This is a genomic window from Micromonospora trifolii (assembly GCF_022229005.1).
Lineage (GTDB): Bacteria > Actinomycetota > Actinomycetes > Mycobacteriales > Micromonosporaceae > Micromonospora > Micromonospora trifolii.
The window spans coordinates 152,904-173,053 of sequence record NZ_JAKKFD010000024.1 but is presented as its reverse complement, the minus strand read 5'-3'; the positions used below and the strand labels follow the sequence as shown (position 1 = coordinate 173,053).

Sequence of the window (20,150 nt, the reverse complement as noted above, 5' to 3'; positions counted from 1 at the left end):
CCCCGGCCGGCCGGCGCCACCGACGGCCCGGCCCCAGCCGCCGAGCCTGCGCCCGACGCAGGCCCGGCCGCGTCGGCTGGCGAGCCGATCGCGGACCCGCCGGGCCGCGACGGCCGGGGCGACCACGACGGGGGTACGGCCTGATGCCGCTCTGGGTGGAGTTGGTGCTCCGGATCGGCGGCGTGTTGGTCGCGTTCCTCACCCTGCCGTTGCTTGTCGGCCAGGCCGAGCACAAGGTGATGGCGCACATGCAGGGCCGGCTCGGCCCGATGTACGCGGGCGGCTTCCACGGCTGGGCGCAGCTGGTGGCCGACGGGGTCAAGTTCGTGCAGAAGGAGGACATCACGCCGCGTGAGGCGGACCGGGCGGTGTTCCGGTTGGCGCCGGCGGTGGCGCTGGTGCCCTACCTGCTGGTGTTGCTGGTCATTCCGCTCGGTCCGAACGACCTGGTCGGGCAACCGTTGGACATCGGCCTCTTCTTCGTGCTGGCCGTGGTCGGCGTCGGGGTGGTGGCGGTGCTGATGTCGGCGTGGGCGTCGGCCAACAAGTACAGCCTGCTGGGCGGGTTGCGCGGGGCGGCCCAGTTGCTCGGTTACGAGCTGCCGTTGGTGCTGGCCGCCGCGTCGGTGGCGATGGCGGCGGGCACGCTCAGCCTGTCGGGCATCGTCGAGGCGTGGCAGCCGTGGTGGCTGCTCTGGCAGGCACCCGCGATGATCATTTTCTTCGTTGCCGGTCTGGCCGAGATCCGCCGGCCACCGTTCGACATGCCGGTGGCCGACTCGGAGCTGGTCTTCGGCTACATGACCGAGTACACCGGTCTGCGGTTCGCGTTCTTCCTGCTCGCCGAGTACGTCGGCATCGTGGTGATCGCCGCGCTGACCACAGTGCTGTTCCTGGGTGGTTGGCAGGGCCCGTTCGCCGACGACCAGCTGGGCTGGCTCTGGACGCTGCTCAAGATCTTCGCGGTGTCCTTCGTGATCATCTGGCTCCGGGTGTCCTACCCCCGGCTACGCGAGGACCAACTCCAACGCCTCTGCTGGCTGGTTCTGGTCCCCGCCTCCCTGGCCCAACTGGTCCTGACAGCCGCCGTCCGCATCGCCCTGTAGAACCCCTCTGCCCCCGCGCCGCCCTCCCGCCCGCGTCGATCTTGCAGTTTCTGTGCCGTCAAATCCCGCCGAGTGGGGCATTTCGGCGACAGAATGTGCAAGATCGACGCGCGCGAGGGGGCGGGTCAGCGCAGCGGGGTGTGTGCGGGATTCACCGGCTCTGCGGGGGGTGGGGGCGGGGTGCCGTCGCCGAAGGGGCGGCCACCCAGCGCTTCCCGGCCGTGCGGGGTGAGCCAGTTGGACAGGTCGGGGCCGAGCGGCACGATCCCGGTCGGGTTGATGTCGCGGTGCACCTCGTAGTAGTGCCGCTTGATGTGGTCGAAGTCGATGGTGTCGCCGAAGCCGGGAGTCTGGAACAGGTCCCGGGCGTACGCCCACAGCACCGGCATCTCGCTCAGCTTCTGCCTGTTGCACTTGAAGTGGCCGTGGTAGACCGGATCGAAGCGGACCAGCGTGGTGAACAGCCGCACGTCGGCCTCGGTGATGGTGTCGCCGACCAGGTAGCGCTGGTCGGTCAACCGCTCGGTGAGCCAGTCCAGCCGGTCGAAGAGCTGGTGGTACGCCTTGTCGTACGCCTCCTGGTTGCCCGCGAACCCGCACCGGTAGACGCCGTTGTTGACGTCCCGGAACACCACGGCGTTGACCTCGTCGATCTGCTCCCGCAGGTGCTCGGGGTAGAGCTGCGGGGCGCCCTCGCGGTGGTACGCCCTCCACTGCGTGGACAGGTCCAGGCTCATCTGCGCGTAGTCGTTTGTCACCACCTGCCCGGTCGGCACGTCCACGATCGCCGGCACTGTGATGCCGCGCTCGTAGCCGGGGAAGCGCTTGAAGTACGCCTCCTGGATGCGCTCGATGCCGAGCACCGGGTCCCGGCCGTCCGGGTCGAGGTCGAAGGTCCAGCTACGGGCGTCGTGGGTCGGGCCGGCCACCGCCATCGAGATGGCGTCCTCCAGACCGAGCAACCGCCGCACGATGATCAGTCGGTTGGCCCACGGGCAGGCCCGGCTGACCGCCAGCCGGTATCGGCCCGGCTCGACCGGATAGCCGTTGCGCCCGTCCTCGGTGATCCGGGTGGCGATGTACCGCTGGTCGCGGGTGAACTCGCCGCCCGGCTCGACGTACTTGCCGCCTTTTTCCTCGCCCACGTCGCCCTCCCGGGTTGGTCAGTGTCGCTACCCATCCTCGCGGATCTACGGCGCGCAGGGGCCCCGGATACCCTGCCGGCATGACGGATGTGGAGGCGGCGGCCCGGCGGTTCATCGCCGATGTGTGGAATGCCCGCCAGGAGGAGTCGGCGTACGAACTGGTCGCCGAGGAGTGCCCGGGGCTGGGCGGCACCGGGCCGGAGGCGACGTTGGCCTGGCACCGTGAGCGCCGGGCGGCCTTCCCGGACCTCCGCTACAAGATCGTCGACGTGGTCGCGGCCGGCGAGCGGGTGGCCGTGCACTGGCGGGCCGCCGGCACCCACGCCGGGCAGTTCGGGCCGGTGCCGCCAACCGGGCAGGTGGTCAGCTACTCGGGGGCGACGTTCCTGCGCTTCGACGCGGCGGGCCGGATCGTCGAGGTGTGGAGCTGCAACGAGCTGTTCCAGTTGCTGCAACAACTCGGCGTCGAGATGCTCCCGCCGGCAGTCGTCAGCGGACCCGGGGCGTGATCCGGCTGATCGGCAGATTGATCGGAAAGGGCTCGCCGGTGTCGACGAACTTCGTCCACCGCCCGGTCTCGGTGTAGACCTCGTTCACCGCGTCGATCCGGTAGGTAACGACCTCCAGCGCGGCTTCGGTCTCTATCCGCCAGTAGTAGGGGATGCCGGCCTGGGCGTACAACGCTGGCTTCAACACCCGGTCGATGGAGCGTGTGCTCGGTGAGACGATCTCGATGGCAAGGACCACCTCGTGCGGCTCGTACTTCGACGGCTCCCGAGCCGCCGCGGCAGCCGTGGTGATCAGCACGTCGGGGATGAAGGACCGGGTGCGGTTGATCCGCACCTCGACCGCCTGGGTCACGTCGTAGCCATCGGGGCATTCTTCGTCGAGCGCGGCCATCAGGTGGCCAGCAATGGTCTGGTGGGTGCGGGTGGGGGAGGGGGACATCAGCAGCACTCCATCGAGCAGTTCCCGGCGGCGGCCATCCTCGGGCAGCGCGTCCAGATCGTCAGTCGTCCATCCGCTCTCGGGCGGGTAGTCGCTCTGCAGCGCGGCGGTCATGGCGGGTCCTTCCAGGTGCGTTCGTTCTCCCCGCGACCACGGTACCGCCGTCGACCTGTGGGTGGTGGTCGCGCGCGCCGTGGCCACAGGGCAGGATGGTCGACATGAGCGACCCCAGCGAGCGCGGCGACACCAGCGAACGCGGCCTTCCCGGCGCGGGCCTGGTGAAAGGGCTGGCGGTCACCCTCAAAACGATGACCAGCCGTTCGACCACCCAGCAGTACCCGGACACGGCGCCTGACCTGCCGCCGCGCTCGCGCGGCGTGATCGCCCTGTCCGAGGAGAACTGCACGGTCTGCATGCTCTGCGCCCGTGAATGTCCGGACTGGTGCATCTACATCGACTCGCACAAGGAGGAGGTGGTGGTGCCCGGCGCCGCCCGCCCCCGCCAGCGCAACGTACTCGACAAGTTCGACATCGACTTCTCGCTCTGCATGTACTGCGGCATCTGCATCGAGGTCTGCCCGTTCGACGCGCTCTACTGGTCGCCGGAGTTCGAGTACGCCGAGTACGACATCAAGGACCTGCTGCACGACAAGGACCACCTCGGTCAGTGGATGGCCACCGTCCCGCCGCCGCCCGCGCACGACCCGAACGGCGAGCCGGCCAAGGAGGAAACGTCCGCCGCGCGCAAGGCGGCCGCCGCACGTCCCGCTCCGGCAGCGGTACGCCCCGACGCCGACCAGGACCCGGCGTCGTGAGCGCCCGAGCCGGAAAGGCGGCCCGGTGACCGGGGCGGATGTGCTGCTGCTCGCCCTCGGCGCGGTGGCGGTCGGTGCCGGCGTGTTGGTGGTGACCACGAAACACCTGGTCCGGGCCGGGCTCTACCTGGTGGTGTGCCTGGGCGCGTTGGCAGGTGACTTCCTGGTGCTCAGCGCCGAGCTGGTGGCGTGGGTGCAGGTGCTGATCTACGTGGGCGCGGTGGTGGTCCTGCTGCTGTTCGCGGTGATGCTGACCCGGGCCCCGATCGGCGCCTCCGACGACCTGGACCGGCCCGGCTGGCCGGCCGCGCTGATCGGTGGCGGCGCGGGGCTGGGGCTGACCGCACTGCTGGTCGACGCGTACCGCTGGAGCACCGTCAGGCTGCCCGCCGCCGGCACGGCCGAGCGGCTGGGTGAGCAGATCTTCCAATCCTGGGTGCTGCCGTTCGAGGTGCTCTCGGTGCTGCTGCTCTCCGCGCTGGTGGGCGCGATCGTGCTGTCCCGGCCGGACATCGGCCGAGCCGCCCCGCACCGCGACGGCACGGCAGGCGACCTGGTCGACAGCGAGCCCGGGGGGCGCCGGTGAGGCCGGTCATCCCGTACGTCACCGCCGCGCTGCTGTTCGGCCTCGGCGTGTACGGCGTACTGCGCCGCCGCAACGCGGTGCTGGTGCTGATGTCGGTCGAGTTGATGCTCAACGCTGTCAACCTGATCCTGGTCACCGCGGACACCACCGCCCGCGCCGTGCTCCCGCACTCGGGGCAGGTCTTCGCGCTCTTCGTCATCGTCCTCGCCGCCGCCGAGATCGGGGTGGGGCTGGCGATCGTCCTTCAGCTCTACCGGCTGCGGGCGACAGTCGCAGTGGATGACGTGCCGTTGACCGAGTCGCCGGATCCCGTCGGTGGGCGCGAGCCGGTCGTCCTGGACGCGGAGGCGGGCCGGTGACCGGGCTGCTCGGGGCGCTGCTGCCCGCCGTACCGCTGGCCGCCGGGCTGCTCGGTCTGCTGCTGCAGCCGGCCCCTCGGCGCGACGGCGCGACCGGCCGCGACCGGGCCCGGACGGCAGCGGTGACGCTCGGCGTCCTCGGTGCGGCCGGCGCGCTGGCGCTGGCCGTGGCGCTGCTGCTCACCGTCGACAGGCCGACGGAAACGTCGGCCACCTGGGTCGACTTCGGCGGGCTGGCGGTGACCCTCGGCGTACGGCTGGATGGCGCCGCCGCGCTGGTAGCGGTGGCGGTCACCGCTGTCGCCCTGGCCGTGCAGGTCTACTCGATCGGCTACCTGCGACGCGGTCCCCACGACGACGTGGAGGTGGATCACCGCTACCCGCCCTACGCCGCCCAGATCAGCCTCTTCACCGGTGCCATGCTGCTGGTGGTGGTCGCCGGCGACCTGATCATGCTGTTGGTCGGCTGGGAGGTGATGGGCCTCTGCTCGTACCTTCTGATCGCCCACGACCGCCGACTGGCCGGCGCCCCCGCCGCCGCCATGAAGGCGTTCCTGGTGACCCGGGTCGGTGACGTCGGTTTCCTGCTCGGCATCGCACTGCTGGGTGTGTCGACGGGCAGCTTCCGGATCGCCGACGTGCTCGCCCACGACCACTCCGGCGCCACGTTGACCGCCGCTGGCCTGCTGCTGCTCGCCGGTGTGGCCGGCAAGAGCGCGCAGTTCCCGCTGCACACCTGGCTGCCGGACGCGATGGCAGGCCCGACCCCGATCTCCGCGTTGATCCACGCCGCGACGATGGTCGCCGCCGGGGTGTACGCGGTGGCCCGGCTCTACCCGCTGTTCACCGCCGCGCCGGTGACGCTGACCGTGTTGGGGGTGCTCGGCGCGATCACGCTGCTGCTCGGCGCGCTCGCCGCCACCGCCCAGGACGACATCAAACGCGTGCTGGCCTGGTCGACTGTCTCCCAGCTGGGTTACATGACCGGCGCGCTGGCGGTCGGCTCACCGTCGGCCGCGCTGTTCCACCTGCTGACCCATGCCGCCTTCAAGGCGCTGCTGTTCCTCGCCGCCGGCGCGGTGATCCACGCAGTCGGCACCACACTGATGTCGGAGATGGGTGGGCTGCGGCGCAGCATGCCGGTGACGTTCTGGTGCACCGTGGTGGGCCTGGGCGCGCTGGCCGGGGTGCCGCCGTTGGCCGGTTTCTGGAGCAAGGACGGCGTACTGACGGTCGCCGAGTCGGCCGCGCTGGAGGGCACCGGCCCGGCCCCCTCCTGGGTGGGCTGGATCGTCTGGGTCGCCGGGCTGGTCGGCGTGGCGGTCACCGCCTGGTACGCGGGTCGGCTGCTGCTGCGCGCCTTCTTCGGCGCTCCGCGCCTGCCCCTGGTCCGCCCACACGACCCGCCGGCGGTGCTGCGCTGGCCGGTGCTGCTGCTGGCCGTGCCGGCCGCGCTCCTCGGTCTGGCCGGGTTCCTCGGGGCGTTCGCCGACCGCCTGCGGTTTCCCACAGTCCCGGTGGCGGGCTCCGAGGACGGCCTGGTCCACCTGGCGCCGGGGGTGCTGCTGCCGCTCGCGTTCCTGCTGTTCGGCGCCGCGCTGGTGACGCTGGGCTGGCGGCGCGACAGGGCCGCCGACCCGGCCGCCGCGCTGGGTCCGCTGCGGCCGGTCTTCGCCAGCGCGTTCCGGCTCGACGACGTCCAGCACGCAGTTGTGGTACGTCCCGTCCGCGCGCTTGCCCGCGCCGCGCGCACGACTGACGAGGTGGTGGTGGACGGCGCGGTCGAGGGCAGTGGGCGAGCCGCGTCCGGTCTGGGCGCGGGGCTGGCCGCGCTGCACCGCGCGGCGCTGCCCCGGGCCGCCGCCGGCGTCCTGGCCGGCGCGCTGCTGATCGGCCTTGCCGCCGCCCTGATCGGAGTTGTCCAGTGAGCGCGAGGAGTGAGCCGGGTTTGCGAGCCCCGCAGTCGCGAACAGAGGCGGTCCAGTGACGTTTGGTCAGGTGTTGCTGGTCGCTGTTCTGGCGGTGCCGGCGCTGGGTGCGGTAGCGGTGGCGGCGACGCCCCGGGACCGGGCGGCCCGGTTGGTCGGCACTGTCGCGGCGGCGTTGACCCTGCTGGCCGCGGTGCCGTTGGTGTTCGGCGGTCGAGGCTGGGTCGCGTGGTCGGCGGGCGCGCCAGCGGTGCGCCCGTGGCACCAACTGGATCTGCAGTGGGTGCCCGGTCTGGAGTTGCGCTTGCACCTCGGCGTCGACGGCATCTCCTGGCCGCTGGTGGTGTTGACCGCGCTGCTCACGTTGCTCTGCTGCGCGTACACGATGTGGCGGGTGCCGGACGGCGGCAGCGGCCGGGCGCTCGTCGCGCTGCTGTTGGTGGTCGAGGTGGGCATCCTGGGCACCTTTCTCGCCCTGGACCTGGTGTTGTTCTTCCTCTTCTTCGAGGTCGTCCTGCTGCCGATGTACGCGATCATCGCCGGCTGGGGTGGCGCGGACCGGCGTCGGGCGGCCCGGAAGTTCGCGCTCTACACGCTGTTCGGCTCGGTGCTGCTGCTGGTCGGCGTGTACGTGGTGGTCGCCGCCGCCGGCACCGCCGACCTGGTGACGCTGACCGGTGGTGCGGGCATGTCCAGGGGCACCCAGTTGGCAGCGTTCACACTGCTCGCGTTGGCGTTCGCGGTGAAGAGCCCGCTGTGGCCGTTGCACTCCTGGCTGCCCGACGCGCACACCCAGGCACCCACCGTGGGCAGTGTGGTGTTGGCCGGTGTGCTGCTCAAGATGGGCACCTACGGCCTGATCCGGGTGGCGGTGGGGGTGGCGCCGGAGGGCGCCCGTTGGGCGGCGCCGGTGCTCGGCGTGCTCGCCGTCGCCGCGATCCTGATCGGTTCGCTGGTCTGCCTGGCCCAGTCGGACGTGAAGCGGCTCATCGCGTACTCCAGCGTGGGGCACATGGGTTTCGTGCTGCTGGGCGTCGCCACGCTCACCGCCACCGGCATCCAGGCGGCGCTGATCGGCAACGTCGCGCACGGTGTGATTACTGGCTTGCTGTTCTTCCTGGCCGGGGCGGTGAAGGACCGCACCGGCACCGGCACCCTCGCCGAGCTCTCCGGGCTGCGGGAGACCGCGCCCCGGTTGGCGGGTCTGCTCGCGTTCGCGGCGATCGCGTCGCTGGGCCTGCCCGGGCTGGCCGGCTTCTGGGGCGAAGCGTTCGCGGTGATCGCCGCCGTGCAGGTGGGCGGCCCGCTCTGGACCACGCTCGGGGTGCTGGCGGCGGTCGGTGGGGCGCTCACCGCCGCGTACTTCCTGCGGTTGCTGCGCCAGGTCACCCACAACCGGCCGAGTCCCGCCGTCGGTCAGGTCGGCCCGGGCCTGGCCGGTGCGGAGTTGACCGCCTGGGTGCCGCTGGTGCTGCTCGCGTTGGCCATCGGGTTGGCGCCGACGCTGGTCCTCGGCGTCGCCGAGGCCCCCGTCGACGCCCTGATCGGTGTGGTCAAACCATGAACGTCGTGCAGAGTGTGGACAGCGTCGCGCTGCTGCCGGCCTACCTGGCCGCCGGCACTGCCGTGCTCGTGCTCATCACCGATCTGATCGTGGCCCGGCCACGGGCCACGATCGCGGTGGCAGCGCTCGGCGCGCTCGGCACCGCCGTCGGCTCCGCGCTGGTCGGGGCGGGTGCCGAGCGGCGGACGTTCTGCGTGGGCGCCGACTGCTCCTGGGTCTTCGGCGGTCGCGCGGCACTGGTCGGCGTGGTGGTCGCGCTGCTCACCCTCGGCGTGCTCGGGCTGTCGGTGCCCGCGCTGCGGGCCGGGCGGTCACCGGTCGGGGAGTACGCCTTCCTGCTGGCCTGCTCGATGACCGGCGGCGTGGTGCTCGGCGCGGCCGGCGACCTGATCACGCTGATCGTCGCCCTGGAGACGCTGACCCTGCCGCTGTACGTGCTGGTCGGCCTGCGCCGGGGGAGTCTCGCGAGCGCCGAAGCGGCGGTGACCTTCTTCGTGGTCAGCGTGGTGGCGACAACGCTGACCCTGCTCGGCGCGGCGCTGCTGTACGCGGTGACCGGTGGGCTGCACCTGGACCGGCTCGGCGCGTTGCTCGCCGAGCAGCCGGAGCTGCGGGACCTGCCGTTGACCACCGCCGCTGTGGCGGTGCTGCTGGTCGGCCTGGCCTTCAAGGTGGCGGCGGTGCCGTTCCACGCCTGGGCGCCGGCCACCTACGACGGGGCGCCGCTGCCGGTGGCCGCGTACCTGTCCACCGCGTCGAAGCTGGGCGGCCTGGTCGCCCTGCTCGCCGTGGTGCAGCGGGCGCTGCCGGCGGACCAGACCGGTCCGGTGCTCGCCCTGCTCGCCGTGCTCACCATGACCGTCGGCAACCTGGTCGCCCTGCGTCAGCGGCGGACCGTCCGGCTGCTCGCCTGGTCGTCCGTCGCGCAGGCCGGGTACATCCTCGCCCCGCTGGGAGCGTTGGCACTGGCCGCCGGGCGCACGGACGAGGCACGGTCCGCCGCATACGCGGCCGCCGTGGCGTACGCCGTCTTCTTCGTGGTGTTGGAACTGGCGGCGTTCGCGGGAGTGACAGCGCTGCGGCCGGCGGGTGCTGACGGAGGCACGCTGGACGACCTGCGCGGGGCAGCCCGGCGGCACCCGTGGCGAGCTGCGGCGTTCGGTCTCGCGCTGGTGGGTCTGGCTGGTCTGCCGCCAGGGCTGGCTGGCCTGTTCGCGAAGGTGACAGTGGTCCGGGCACTGCTGGACGGTGGCGCGGCCTGGCTGGCGCTGGTGGTGGCGCTGAACGCCGTGATCGGGCTCGCCTACTACCTGCGGGTGACCGCCGCGCTCTGGGCACCGACGACGACTCCCGGCCCGGCCGCGGCGCTCGCCGGTGGCGGAGCGTCGGGCGTACCCGTGGTGGGCGTGGTGGCGGTGGTGCTGGCGGTGGCGACGGTGGCCGCCGTGGTGCTCGGCGTCGCCCCGCAGTTGGTGCTCGACCTGGCCAGGCGCTGACCCCACCTGGGCCCCGGTCTCAGTCAACTCTCAGCGTTGAGACGGATGGTTGGCGGGTACCGGGTTGTTGGACCGGTCAGCGGATCCCGGCGATCCGTGCACCGAAGGAGACATCGTGCACCACAACCGTCTGAAGACCGCAGCGCTGCTCGGCCTGCTCAGCGCCCTGATCCTGGCGGTGGGCTACTGGTTCGGCGGCAGCGGCGGCCTGGTCATCGCCGTCGTCGTGTCTCTGGTCATGAACGGCGTCACCTACTTCTACTCCGACAAGCTCGCACTGCGCTCGATGGGGGCGCAACCGGTCACCGAGGCACAGTTCCCCGAGCTGTACCGGATGGTCCGGGAGTTGGCCACCGACGCCCGGCAGCCGATGCCGCGGCTCTACGTCAGCCCGACCTCGCAGCCCAACGCGTTCGCCACCGGTCGCAACCCGCAGCACGCGGCCGTCTGCGTGACCCAGGGCATCACCGAGATCCTCGACTACCGCGAGCTGCGCGGCGTGATCGGGCACGAGCTGTCGCACGTCTACAACCGGGACATCCTGATCTCCAGCGTGGCGGCCGGCCTGGCCAGCATCATCACCCTGCTGGCGAACCTCGCCTTCTTCATCCCGCTGGGCGGCGGGGACGACGAGGACCGGCCCAACCCGGCTGTGCTGCTGCTCACGCTGATCCTGGGCCCGATCGCGGCCACTGTGATCCAGTTGGCGATCAGCCGGAGCCGCGAGTTCCAGGCGGACGCCTCCGGCGCCGAGCTGAGCCGCGACCCGCTGGCCCTGGCCAGCGCGCTCCGCAAGATCGACGCGGTGGCCCGGCGTCGGCCGTTGCCGGCCCAGGGCCAGCTCACCAGCACCGCCCACCTCATGATCGCCAACCCGTTCCGGGGTGGCGGCATGGCGGCGCTCTTCTCCACCCACCCCAAGATGGAGGACCGCGTCGCCCGGCTGGAGCAGATGGCCCGCAACGCGGGGCCGGTGCAGTTCCAGCGTTGATCCGCTAGTCCACCGCCTCCGCCCGTACCCGGCAGCGCCGGGTACGGGCGGATCGCTGTGTCGGAGACCTATTCCGCTGTCTTCCGGTCAGGCGGCGGCGTTAGGGTCATAACGGCCCACGCTCATTACATCTTTGGGAGGTTCACGGTGACCGCGCTGCGTCAGTACCTGGGTGTCTGGCGGATCCCCGGCGCGCCCATGCTGCTGATCACCGGCATCATCGGGCGGCTCGGAATCGGCATGACCCCACTGGCGCTGCTCCTGGTGGTCGAGCAGGTGACCGGGCGCTACTCGCTGGCCGCCATCGCCGGCGGCATCTACGCCCTCGCCGGTGCCGCGCTCAGCCCGGTTGCCGGACGAATCGCCGACCGGGTCGGCCCCAGCCCCGTCCTGCTGCTCACCGCAGTAGCCCACCCGCTGGCACTCATCGGGTTGCTGCTGGCCAGCCGCTCCGGCGACGACGCTCTCCCCGCCATCTACCTCGCCGCAGGCGTGGCAGGTGCCACCTACCCGCCGCTCACCGCCGCCATCCGAGGCGCCTGGAACGACCTGACCGGCCCCAACTCCGGCCGGTACCACCTGCGCAACACCGCCCTGGCCGCCGAGACCACGCTGTTCGAAATCGTCTTCGTCCTCGGCCCGCTGCTCGTCGCCGGCTTCGTCCTCGTCGCCGACGCGGCGGCCGCGCTGATCGGTGCGGCAGTGGTCACCCTGGTCGGCACGACAGCCGTGGCCCTCGGCCGGGTCATGCGCGGCTGGCGTCCGCACCCGCAGGAACACCACGCCCGCGGGCTGGGCCCACTGCGGGTCCCCGGCTTCCCGGCCCTGCTGATCTGCGTCGCCGGCCTGGGCATCGCATTCGGAGCCGCCGGAGTGATCGTTCCGGCGTTCGCGAGCGACCACACCACCGACGACCCGGAGAGCCTCGCCGGTGTGCTGCTCGCGGTCTGGGGGGTCGGCAGCGCCATCGGTGGGCTCTGGTTCGGCGTCCGCAAGCCGGCACCGAACATGACCCGGCAGTTCGCCCTGCTGCTCGGCGCGCTGGCAGCCACCTTCGCCGTGTTCGCGGTGATGCCCACCCCACTCGCGCTGGGTGTCGCGCTGGTCGCCGGTGGGGCCACCATCGCGCCCGCGCTGACCCTGGAGAACACACTTGTCGGCCGGATCGCCCCGACCGGCATGTTGAACGAGGCGTACACCTGGGTGGTCACCGTCGCGGTGGCGGCGAGCGCCGCCGGCGGCTCGGCGGCCGGCGTGATCGTGGATCACGCCGGCGGCGTCCGCTGGGCGTTCCTGTTCGCCGGGGCGGCGGTCGCCGTCGGGGCCGCGGTCGCCGCACTGCCCGCCGGGCCCATCGCCCGAGCGGAAACCACTGCGGTACGCACCGAACGCCCCGTCACCGTCTGAACGCGTAGGCCAATCGGCCCGTGCCTCCGGTCGGGTGTACTTGATCGACTCGGGTTCCTGAAAGTCGCGGTATTCCAGTCGCCCGGATGCCCCGACTTCCAGGAACCCGAGTCGATCTAAGCCGGGACCGGACCGCTGCTGGGGGCCGAGGTGGGTGACCCTCAGCGGTAGTTGTTGAACTGGAGGGCGACGCCGAAGTCCTCGCCCTTGAGCAGCGAGATGACGGCCTGAAGGTCGTCGCGCTTCTTGCCAGTGACGCGCAGCTGGTCACCCTGGATCTGCGCCTGCACGCCCTTGGGGCCCTCGTCGCGGATCTTCTTGCTGATGGCCTTGGCCTTGTCCGTCTCGATGCCCTGGATCACCTTGCAGTCGATCTTGAAAATCTTGCCCGACGGGCGCGGCTCCCCAGCATCCAACGACTTCAACGAAATGTTCCGCTTGACGAGCTTCTCCTTGAACACGTCCAGTGCGGCGCGGACGCGCTCCTCGGTCTCCGCCTGAAGACCGATCGCCTCCTCGCCGGACCAGGAGATCTCAGCGCCGGTGCCGCGGAAGTCGAACCGCGTCGCGAGCTCCTTCTCCGCCTGCCGAAGGGCGTTGTCGACCTCCTGACGGTCAACCTTGCTCACGATGTCGAACGACGGGTTCGCTGCCATGTTTCTGCTCCTGCTGTCTGGCGGTCTGGGCCTGCCGTCGGCCGCCGACCAGCGGCACGACCCCCTGACCGTACCCGCTTGCATCGGTACCGGGGGGAGCCGCTATTCTTGCTTCCGCCGCCGCGTTGCGACGCGGTGGGGTGCCCTGGCGGGTTGCCCGAGCGGCCAATGGGAGCGGACTGTAAATCCGTCGCGAAAGCTTCAGAGGTTCGAATCCTCTACCCGCCACCAGGTGCAGACACGGCCCCTGACCAGCAGAGATGCTGATCGGGGGCCGTAGTCGTTTGTCTGGCCGGGTCCGGCTGAGTCCAGCCGTTGACGACTGGTTGTGGGCAGATGGTGGGCAGGTCGATCTTGCCTCTCAGTGCTCCTCTGGGGGCTGCGAACGCCCGTGCTCCGGGGAGTTGCTGGCCCGGCGTGATCGCACCTGGAGCACCGGCTGAGGCTGCCGCGGGCTTAGCTGGCTGCGTAGGTAGCCCGGGGGCAAGCCAGTCCCGGGGTTGGACTGGCGCGGCAGTCGGAAGCCTTGGCCCTCGATCAGGTCGACCTGCCGGCTTCCGTGCCGCCTGGCCTTGGTCGTGCTGGGTCTGGATCAGTGGAGCTCGGGGGCGGCGGTCCGGCGGCAGTCGGTGGCTCTCCGCCCCGGCGCCGGAGGCGGCCGGGGCGGCTTGCCGCCGGCCGGCTCACCGCCCGCGCCGCGCGAAGCGCGGCGCCTTGATCCAGAAAAGAAGAAATCGGCAGCAGCGTGGGAGCGGCACGTGCGGAAGATAGTGGTAAGCAAGACGTCTCGCTTACAAGTTCTGTGCGTAACGTACACACCCTCCGGGAACGGCTGCCCCCTCGGAGGCTAATCCGTACCAGCCCCGGCCAGCGTGCCACCATCCGACGCGGTTGTCAGCGTTGCAGAGGATGCCCTTGCCCATGACCAAGACAACGCCGCTTGGCGGATAACCCCATTCGGCCGGCACTGCCTGAGCCTGCTCACTTCGCGCCTCGGGCTGCCAACGATGGTGGCTGACTGACGACGTTTGACATTATCTTGTGCCTCTGCGTTCCCCCCCCCCCCGCCGCCGGGAGCGGGCACGGCTTGGTCCTGATGGTGGTCCTGTGCCGGTGAGGCGATCCGTTGAAGTCCGCAACCGTCCGGGTTGTCGCCTCATGTGTGGCGAAGAACGATCTCGGCCGGCACCTCGGCGAGAAGAGTTTGCATCCAGCGGTCCCGAGCTTGAGCGCCTTCGCTGTCGAGGCGCAGCCACACCTTCCTGGTCCGGGCGTCATCTAGGTCAAGCCTCCACACAGCTGCCTGCCCGGGGGCAAGCCGGCCATGGCTTGCCTGCAAGCGCCTAGACGAGAGACTGGGGTCGACGCCGTTCTGGCCATGGGTGAAGGAGACCCCGGTCCGATCGTCAATCACGGACACCGTGAGCCCGTCTATCGACTCTGAGGATTCGAGCCGGAGCCACAGGCGGTACCAACCTCCCGCATCCTCGATCTCCGCTGTGTATCGCGGTGAACGTTCCTCTCGCCTTCGGTCGTCGTTGATCCTGGCTTGTCGTCGCGCGTAGGAGGCGCTCGAGGAAGCGACAGCAAGTGCAAACAGTGAGACGACGAAGGCAGCAATGTCCATGGCCCGAAAGAGTAGGGCTCCGCTTGGGTTCGTTGGCAGCTCCAGGCGCCATCAGAGTCCGGCGTAGAGGTCGACTCGTCCGTCGCCCAGGTGGCCAGCTGCTGTCACATCGCAGCTGGCCTGCTGCACCTTGGGGTGCCGCCGGTCGGTCGCCCGTCGTCCTTGGTTGCGTTTGACGGCCCAGCGATGGCCGAGGGGCGGTCCAGCATTGCAGCGGTGTGGGATCCTTTCCTTCATCTTCTTCAAGCCGAAGTGGCATCCATTGGTTTTGCTAGCCCGCCAGGAGCCCACATGTCACGAAAGCCGCAGCGACGCTCAGGGGAAGAAATAGGTGGTCACGTCCTTGTTGAGCTCCTAGGTAGCGGAGGCAACGCCGAGGTTTGGCGAGCAAGGGGGCCGTCAGGCGGCGTTGCCATGAAGCTCGTTAGGGCTCGCCGAGGCGAACCTTATGCTCGATTCCAACGAGAGGTCGAGCAGCTGCGCCTGCTGGGCGACATGCCAGGGATCTTGCCGTACTTGGATAGTCATCTTCCGGATGAGCCGACCGCAAAGGATCCTGCTTGGCTTACGATGCCGATCGCGCAGCCTCTTAGAGACGCGCTGGGACCGGACCCGACGGCCGAGGTGGTTGTTTCCGCCATCGCCGCTATCACTAAAACGCTAGCTTCGATACACGCAATCGGTGTAAGCCATCGAGACGTGAAGCCCGATAACCTCTATATGTCCGACGAGCGATGGCTGATTGGCGACTTCGGCCTGGTCGATGCCCCCAACGTTGAACCGTTGACTGAGGGTGCCGTCAATCTGGGTCCCCGTCATTACCTCGCACCAGAGATGATACTTAGCCCGCACACAGCCGATGGTGCTGCGGCCGACGTTTACTCCCTCGGCAAGACGCTTTGGGTTCTACTCACGAACCAAGCCTTTCCTCTGCCAGGCGAGCATCGTCTTGACGTTGAACTCTTCAGGCTTACAACTTACTCTACTCACAAAGGCTTGGCTTCACTGGAGCGGCTGCTTGAAACGATGACGCGAACGGATCCTCGGGGGCGTCCGTCTGCTGAACGTATTGCTGATGAGCTGACCCAGTGGTCTGCACCAAGGCGTACGGTCGCCACCGGTGCAGATCTGTCTGACTTCGTACGTCGTGCACAGGAAGCGGTGCGGTATCAGTTGACGGAAGACGAGCGTCAGGCGAATCGGAAGCACAGGGTTGAAGCGCTAATGAGCAAATTTGCAAAAGAGGCTGAGGTTGTCAGTCGGCAGTGCCGTGCATCTGGTCTTCCCGTGACGGCTTTTTACGGCGGCAAGTACGGTGATTTTGATGTTGACGCATCGGATTACTTGAGTGAGAACCTAGGCGTTCTTGCGACAACCCAGGTCATGGGAGAAGATCCGCCGGAATCTCGCTCCGCAGGGCTGATCATTCAGGTGCACGAAAAAGCGCCAATGTTAAAGCTATGGATTGGTCTCGCGGCGATCCCTCGCCTTGATCCCGAAGTTATCCTAATTGCCGGCTCGTCCATCGCCTATTGGGGAGGGCGCCACCGAGGTTTATGGTCTGAACAGCGGAGAACAGTTTTGGGCGGGCCGGGAGAGAGGGCTTCTGTAGCTGACCTTCTTGATGAGATGATTTCGCGGCTTCCATCGGATGCCGAAGCCTGGGCTAACGCCCTGGAGGAGGATTCTGGCAGGCGCTAGTCTGCGCACGAGCACCCAATCACCACTCCGAGTGCCCTAAATAACGCGCCAAGCTAACCTTGGGCATCGCAGCCCTCACCCAATTAGCCGCTCAGAAGAATCGTCCTTCGCCCGGAGGGTTCGCGACGTGGCCGCCTGCCTCAGCTTTGTCATGTTCGGCCAATAGAGTCGCCAGGTTGTTCAGCGCGATCAAATCACCAGTATCGGCCGCCCGCCGGTACAACGCCTCTGCCTCCTGAAACCGACCACGCCTGGCCAGCATGTTCGCCAGGTTGTTCAGCGCGTTGGCGTGGCCAGCATCGGCCGCGCGTCGGTACCACGTCTCTGCGTCCTCAAGCCGACCACCCTGGGCCAGTAGGAGCGCCAGGTTGAATGACGCGTCCAAATGGCCGGCATCGGCCGCGCGTCGGTACCACGCCTCCGCGTCCTCAAGCCGACCATCCTCGGCCAGCAGGATCGCCAGGTTGTTCAGCGCCTCTACCTGTCCAGCATCGATCGCCCGGCGGTACAACGCCTCCGCCTCCTCAACCTGACCGGCCCGGGCCAGCAGGAGTGCCAGGTTATTCAGCGCGTAAACGTCGCCGGCGTCGACCGCCCGGCGGTACAACGCTTCCGCCTCCTCAAGCCGACCATCCTCGGCCAGCAAGTTCGCCAGGTTAAACAGCGCTCTCACGTGGCCGGCGTCGACCGCCCGGCGGTACAACGCTTCCGCCTCCTCACCCCGACCATCCTCGGCCAGCATGTTCGCCAGGCTGATCAGCGCGTCTACGTCGCCAGCATCGATTGCCCGGCGGTACAACGCTTCCGCCTCCTCAGCCCGACCAGCTCCGGCTCGCAAAACCCCTAGGTTGTTCAGCGCCTTTACTTGGCCAGCATCGATCGCCCGGCGGTACAACGCTTCCGCCTCCTCAGCCCGACCAGCTCCGGCTCGCAAAACCCCTAGATTGTTCAGCGCGTCTACGTCGCCAGCGTCGGCCGCCCGGCGGAACAACGCCTCCGCCTCCTCGACCCGACCACTTCCGGTCAGCAAAACCCCCAAGTTGTAAAGGCTGCGTGCGTCGCCGGCCTGGGCACCTCGCCGGCCGGCGAGTTCGGCTATGTCTAGCTTCCCCGCCTGATAAGCGCGCGCCAATAGGTTCCAGCAGACTAAGCCGTCGGCATGCTCGGCTACATAGCGCCGAACTTTGTCAGACACCGCACCGATTTCCGGATCTAATGAGGCATGGTCAAGAAGCATGTCAGAGATTCGGTAACCGTCGACGATGCCAATGCTGGAACCAGACGGAGCCAGGGCAGAAATATCGCCGCGTACAGGTCTACACGCCCATGCCAGCGCCTCACTGAACCAAGCATCCGGTGCGGCAGTGGCACGATGCCATCCGGTGAGGTAGCGCTCGGCCAAGCCCTCTAGCAAAGAAAGAGGGATTGGCTCGGGGTGCCCACAACGCCGGACGTCAACGGCGGCGGAGATTACCGCCTGCCCATATGCATCACCGCCGTGACGCCACCGCCGAATCAACTCACGGGCGCTGGCCAATGTCGCCGGCAATGCTCGACCTTTCCCGTGCTCCACGGCTTCGGCTAACCGAGGATCACCGCCGCTCAGCGCCACTGCCCGGTCCCACTCCGCCTCGGAGAATAGTGGTACCATGTCGATCTGCTCGGCCATGCCGACCACCTTGCGAGCGTCAGCGAACAAGTCCGCCTCAACGGCGTCCGGCATGTCGGAAAACCGGTCCCGTTTCTCCGGCCAGGTCGTGCCCATCAGAATGACCGGCCCGTTCTCCGGCAGTAGCAGCCTCCGAATCAGCTCCGACGTCAACCGACGATGACGAGGATTGGAGCCACCCGCAGCTGAGGTGGAGACGGTGACCGATGCGCTGGGCTCCAACAGTTCGTGAAGATCGTCCAACCAGACTACTGTGCGTCGGAGAACGGTGCCAGCATCGAGCAAAGACTCCGGGTCATGCCCCGCCGACCACAAACACAGCCGCCACTTGCCCAGCAGTTGCTGCATCGCCTCGGCGGCGCACCGGGTCTTACCCGAAGCTGGCGGTCCGACCAACAGCAAGAAACCGCCAGTGGCGCTCATCCGGGTCAGCGCGGTACGCACATCCACGTCACGATCCCGAGGCACATACAACGGCAACTCCGCCGACAACCGGTCGTCCGCCGTGGCGTCCAGCGGGATCGCCGGATGAACACCCAATGCCTGCCGGGCGGTGACATCCCGTACCAACGGCAACGCATTGACCCTCGGCGCCGGTCCAGCATTGGTCGGCGGCGTTGGGGATTGGGCAGCCGTACGAGCGGTAACCGTGGTGACCAGGAGGGCAACTATGCCCGCGAGCCAGGACGCGCGCTCGATCCAGTCCCAGCCTTTCGCCGCGCGGCCCCCATCCGCAAAATAACCCGCCGCATCAAGCCGGATGGCCAGAGCCAGCCCAACCGCAGCGATGCCCAGCAGCCCCCAGAACCATGGGGATTTCCCTACCCGTGACCCGGCCATCTGACCATGATGCCCACCGTGATGTTCTTGGGAGAGACCGGTATCTGACACTCCGCGCTCACTATCGGTATACAACATCGCGCCGAACCTGCCCCGTCTGCCATCGACCCGCTCGACTTGCCCGGGTCGATGGCAGACGGGAATGGCGTACCGCCACCCCACGGGACCGTGAGCCCCCACGGACCCCGTGCGATCCTGGAGCCGAGACGCCCCCGCCGGAGGCGCACTACCGCAACCCCGTAATCGCCGCCAGTTCTCCCGCGCGGCCGGAGTGTGCTTTACGCCGCGGTGCTGGACGCGCGGCCCGGCCATCTGCCGGCCACCAACCCCATGCCGGTCAACACCCTGTTGTTCTGCGGCGGCCCTTGGGCTTCCGCTTCCCGCGCCGGCCGCCCGGCGTGTCATGGGCGGAGTCGGTGCGCTAGCGGAGCGACGGACACGCGCCCGGGCGGCCCGCTTAGGGCCGCCTTGAGGACGTATCGAAGGTGCGGACTGCTTTACCGCTCTGTCTGAAGTAGTCGGTAGGTTCTGACGACTGTTCCGACGGCTCCGTTTGTTCGAGTGAGGCTCTGTTGTTCCATCAGGGCCGCGCCCACCTCGACAGCGAAAAGGGCTGCTAGCTCTGCGTCAGCGGCGACCTGGCGCTGTTGTGTTTCCGTCTCGGAACCCTCGTCTAGCCCACGCTCGTGCTGGCGGAGGGTTGCGTAGGTTCCTCGGCCGTGTTCGGTGGCGACCAAGCCTGTCTCGCGTAACGCGGCTATTGCCTGACGAACTGTGCCGCGCGCTACCCGGAATTCGGCGGTGAGCGCGCTCTCGGCCGGCAAGAGGGCTCCGGGCGGGATGACGCCGCTCTCGATGCGTTCTCTCAGCTCTTCGGCGATGACGCGGAAGCGGGGCTGTCCCTGGTGCGGGGTGGGCACCTGCTCACCGTACCTGGCACTTGTCTTACCAAGTGCCAACCAAGTGACCCGTTTCGACGTCTAGACAACTCGTCCACTTGTAGATACGTTTCTTGATGTGCGGCTGGGGTGACGGCTCGTGTCAGGGGTGGTCTCGCGACTGCTCTGGTCGCACCTGGTGCGCGGCGTCCTGTCGGACCGGTTGCGGTAGTCGCGCATACAAGTTGGCTCGGCGATACCCGACCCGTCCGGCGTCGGGCGGTGCGCCGCGCCCTCATCCGGGCCGGTGGCCGGCCGCATTCCCCCGTGGCTGGCCACCGGTCCCCGCCTACCTGCGGAGGTGCGATGTCCGGCTCCCATCGTCGACACCATTGGCTCTCGTCCTGCTGGTCCCGAAGGCGCCCATCTGCCCT

The 20,150-nt window shown here is 68.9% G+C and carries 16 protein-coding genes and 1 tRNA gene; 12 read left to right on the top strand and 5 right to left on the bottom strand.

The features are described 5' to 3' along the window. Positions 1-143: 143 nt before the first annotated feature. Positions 144-1,106 (top strand): complex I subunit 1/NuoH family protein, encoded by a 963-nt coding sequence (locus tag NIE79_RS17275; RefSeq protein ID WP_238679539.1) that lies wholly within the window; start codon positions 144-146, stop codon positions 1,104-1,106. Positions 1,107-1,231: 125 nt separating this feature from the next. Here NIE79_RS17275 and NIE79_RS17270 read toward each other — a convergent pair whose 3' ends face one another. Next, the gene (locus NIE79_RS17270; RefSeq protein WP_238679538.1) at positions 1,232-2,251 is read right to left on the bottom strand and encodes a glutathione S-transferase family protein; all 1,020 of its coding nucleotides are present in this window, start codon (positions 2,249-2,251) and stop codon (positions 1,232-1,234) included. Between the two features lie 80 nt (positions 2,252-2,331). Between NIE79_RS17270 and NIE79_RS17265 the strand changes: the two genes are divergently transcribed. Beyond that, positions 2,332-2,760 carry an ester cyclase gene (locus NIE79_RS17265; RefSeq protein ID WP_112700493.1) on the top strand — a complete coding sequence of 143 codons (429 nt, stop codon included), beginning with the start codon at positions 2,332-2,334 and terminating at the stop codon, positions 2,758-2,760. On the opposite strand, the gene NIE79_RS17260 is transcribed toward NIE79_RS17265, so the two are convergent. Then, a complete protein-coding gene (locus NIE79_RS17260) occupies positions 2,741-3,313 on the bottom strand; it encodes a Uma2 family endonuclease (protein WP_238679537.1) in 573 nt (190 codons plus the stop codon). The genes NIE79_RS17265 and NIE79_RS17260 overlap by 20 nt on opposite strands. A gap of 104 nt (positions 3,314-3,417) precedes the next feature. Between NIE79_RS17260 and NIE79_RS17255 the strand changes: the two genes are divergently transcribed. The 8 genes from NIE79_RS17255 to NIE79_RS17220 all read left to right on the top strand — a co-directional run bounded on the left by NIE79_RS17255 (position 3,418) and on the right by NIE79_RS17220 (position 12,345). Next, positions 3,418-4,014, top strand: coding sequence for a NuoI/complex I 23 kDa subunit family protein (locus NIE79_RS17255; RefSeq protein WP_308193187.1), 597 nt, complete (start codon positions 3,418-3,420; stop codon positions 4,012-4,014). 25 nt (positions 4,015-4,039) lie between these two features. Beyond that, positions 4,040-4,600 carry an NADH-quinone oxidoreductase subunit J family protein gene (locus tag NIE79_RS17250; RefSeq protein WP_238679535.1) on the top strand — a complete coding sequence of 187 codons (561 nt, stop codon included), beginning with the start codon at positions 4,040-4,042 and terminating at the stop codon, positions 4,598-4,600. After that, positions 4,597-4,959 carry an NADH-quinone oxidoreductase subunit NuoK gene (gene nuoK / locus NIE79_RS17245; RefSeq protein ID WP_238679534.1) on the top strand — a complete coding sequence of 121 codons (363 nt, stop codon included), beginning with the start codon at positions 4,597-4,599 and terminating at the stop codon, positions 4,957-4,959. The genes NIE79_RS17250 and nuoK overlap by 4 nt, the downstream gene beginning before the upstream one ends. Then, entirely contained in the window at positions 4,956-6,887 is a 1,932-nt protein-coding gene (locus tag NIE79_RS17240) for an NADH-quinone oxidoreductase subunit 5 family protein (RefSeq protein ID WP_238679533.1), read from the top strand. Before nuoK ends, NIE79_RS17240 begins: the two co-directional genes overlap by 4 nt. 55 nt (positions 6,888-6,942) lie before the next feature. Then, entirely contained in the window at positions 6,943-8,451 is a 1,509-nt protein-coding gene (locus NIE79_RS17235; protein ID WP_238679532.1) for a complex I subunit 4 family protein, read from the top strand. Then, on the top strand, positions 8,448-9,947 hold the full coding sequence (locus NIE79_RS17230) for an NADH-quinone oxidoreductase subunit N (RefSeq protein WP_238679531.1): 1,500 nt from the start codon (positions 8,448-8,450) through the stop codon (positions 9,945-9,947). Before NIE79_RS17235 ends, NIE79_RS17230 begins: the two co-directional genes overlap by 4 nt. 115 nt (positions 9,948-10,062) lie before the next feature. Next, positions 10,063-10,938 (top strand): zinc metalloprotease HtpX, encoded by an 876-nt coding sequence (htpX, locus tag NIE79_RS17225; RefSeq protein WP_196919843.1) that lies wholly within the window; start codon positions 10,063-10,065, stop codon positions 10,936-10,938. A gap of 147 nt (positions 10,939-11,085) precedes the next feature. Then, positions 11,086-12,345 (top strand): MFS transporter, encoded by a 1,260-nt coding sequence (locus tag NIE79_RS17220; protein ID WP_238679530.1) that lies wholly within the window; start codon positions 11,086-11,088, stop codon positions 12,343-12,345. A 161-nt stretch (positions 12,346-12,506) separates the two neighbouring features. On the opposite strand, the gene NIE79_RS17215 is transcribed toward NIE79_RS17220, so the two are convergent. After that, positions 12,507-13,001 (bottom strand): YajQ family cyclic di-GMP-binding protein, encoded by a 495-nt coding sequence (locus NIE79_RS17215; protein WP_124774541.1) that lies wholly within the window; start codon positions 12,999-13,001, stop codon positions 12,507-12,509. Positions 13,002-13,148: 147 nt separating this feature from the next. Between NIE79_RS17215 and NIE79_RS17210 the strand changes: the two genes are divergently transcribed. Together NIE79_RS17210 and NIE79_RS17205 are read left to right on the top strand one after the other, a co-directional pair. Continuing rightward, positions 13,149-13,232, top strand: a tRNA-Tyr gene (locus NIE79_RS17210). Between the two features lie 1,582 nt (positions 13,233-14,814). Then, a complete protein-coding gene (locus NIE79_RS17205) occupies positions 14,815-16,329 on the top strand; it encodes a protein kinase domain-containing protein (RefSeq protein WP_308193186.1) in 1,515 nt (504 codons plus the stop codon). 91 nt (positions 16,330-16,420) lie between these two features. On the opposite strand, the gene NIE79_RS17200 is transcribed toward NIE79_RS17205, so the two are convergent. Then, entirely contained in the window at positions 16,421-18,916 is a 2,496-nt protein-coding gene (locus NIE79_RS17200; protein WP_238679529.1) for a tetratricopeptide repeat protein, read from the bottom strand. 419 nt (positions 18,917-19,335) lie between these two features. Beyond that, positions 19,336-19,758 (bottom strand): GntR family transcriptional regulator, encoded by a 423-nt coding sequence (locus tag NIE79_RS17195; RefSeq protein ID WP_238679528.1) that lies wholly within the window; start codon positions 19,756-19,758, stop codon positions 19,336-19,338. Between the last annotated feature and the right edge of the window lie 392 nt (positions 19,759-20,150).

Bases quoted from the DNA above. Each gene is read 5' to 3' on its own strand.
- NIE79_RS17275 (WP_238679539.1), top strand. From the start codon at position 144: ATGCCGCTCTGGGTGGAGTTGGTGCTCCGGATCGGCGGCGTGTTGGTC.
- NIE79_RS17265 (WP_112700493.1), top strand. From the start codon at position 2,332: ATGACGGATGTGGAGGCGGCGGCCCGGCGGTTCATCGCCGATGTGTGG.
- NIE79_RS17260 (WP_238679537.1), bottom strand. From the start codon at position 3,313: ATGACCGCCGCGCTGCAGAGCGACTACCCGCCCGAGAGCGGATGGACG.
- NIE79_RS17255 (WP_308193187.1), top strand. From the start codon at position 3,418: ATGAGCGACCCCAGCGAGCGCGGCGACACCAGCGAACGCGGCCTTCCC.
- NIE79_RS17230 (WP_238679531.1), top strand. From the start codon at position 8,448: ATGAACGTCGTGCAGAGTGTGGACAGCGTCGCGCTGCTGCCGGCCTAC.
- NIE79_RS17215 (WP_124774541.1), bottom strand. From the start codon at position 13,001: ATGGCAGCGAACCCGTCGTTCGACATCGTGAGCAAGGTTGACCGTCAG.
- NIE79_RS17205 (WP_308193186.1), top strand. From the start codon at position 14,815: ATGGCCGAGGGGCGGTCCAGCATTGCAGCGGTGTGGGATCCTTTCCTT.
- NIE79_RS17200 (WP_238679529.1), bottom strand. From the start codon at position 18,916: ATGTTGTATACCGATAGTGAGCGCGGAGTGTCAGATACCGGTCTCTCC.